Here is a 1155-nt window from a genome sequence, read left to right as displayed (position 1 = left end):
GCCTGCAGCGCCGCGGCGCGGCGCAGGAGGTCGGCCCGCGCGATGCCCGGCGCGGGCTCGAGCTCGGTCACCGTCGGGCGTCCCTCCGTCAGCGTGCCGGTCTTGTCGAAGGCGACCGTGTCGAGGGCATGGGCCACCTCCAGCGCCTCCGCGTCCTTGATCAGGATGCCGTGGCGCGCCGCGACGCCGGTGCCGGCCATGATCGCCGTGGGCGTCGCAAGGCCGAGCGCGCAGGGGCAGGCGATCACGAGGACCGCCACCGCGTCGATCAGCGCGGCCTCGACGCCGGCGCCGGCCACGAGCCACCAGCCGAGGAAGGTGAGAAGCGCCAGCCCGAGCACCACCGGCACGAACACCGCGCTGACCCGGTCGACTAGGCGCTGGATCGGGGCCTTGGCTGCCTGCGCGTCCTCGACCAGACGGATGATCCGCGCCAGGGTGGCCTCCGCGCCGACCGCGACGGCCTCGACCACGAGCAGGCCGTCGCCGTTGATTGCGCCGCCGACGACCCGGTCGCCGGCCGCCTTGGCGACCGGCACGCTCTCGCCGGTGATCAGCGCCTCGTCGACCTGGCTCGCGCCGGCGCGGACGGTGCCGTCGGCGGGCAGCCGCTCGCCGGGGCGGACCACGACCATGTCGCCGACCCGGAGCGCCGCGACGTCGATCTCGGCCTCGCTGCCGTCCGGCCGGCGCAGGCGCGCACGCTCGGGGCGCAGCGCCGTCAACGCGCGGATCGCCGACGCGGTGCGCCGCTTGGCGCGGCTTTCCAGGCGCTTGCCGAGCAGCACCAGGGTGATCACCACCGCCGAGGCCTCGAAATACAGGTGCGGCGCCGCGTGACCGTGCGCCTCGGCCCGGACCAGCTCGACCAGGCTGAGGCCGTAGGCCGCCGAGGTGCCGAGCGCGACGAGCAGGTCCATGTTGCCGGCGCCGGCCCGCACTGCGCGCCAGCCGGCCCGGTAGAATCGGGCGCCGAGCCAGAGCTGGATCGGGGTGGCGAGCGCCAGCTGCAGCCAGCCGGGCGGCATCCACGCGATCCCGAACGGCATCAGCAGCATCGGCGCCACCAGCGGCGCCGCGAGCAGGCCTGCGACGAGGAGGTGGAGCCCGTCGCGGTGCGCGGCGGCGTCCCGCTGGACGTCCGCGGCCTCGGCC

General features: G+C 76.2%; 1 protein-coding gene. It reads right to left on the bottom strand.

The window, feature by feature from the left end; all coding sequences use genetic code 11:
- A partial coding sequence (locus FV230_RS28575) for an HAD-IC family P-type ATPase (protein WP_147844757.1) occupies nucleotides 1–1155 on the bottom strand: 1155 nt, incomplete at both ends.

It is taken from the genome of Methylobacterium sp. WL6, from assembly GCF_008040095.1.
Taxonomy (GTDB): Bacteria; Pseudomonadota; Alphaproteobacteria; order Rhizobiales; family Beijerinckiaceae; genus Methylobacterium.
Note: the sequence above shows the minus strand (reverse complement) of the source record. Positions and strands in the feature narration are given on the sequence as shown.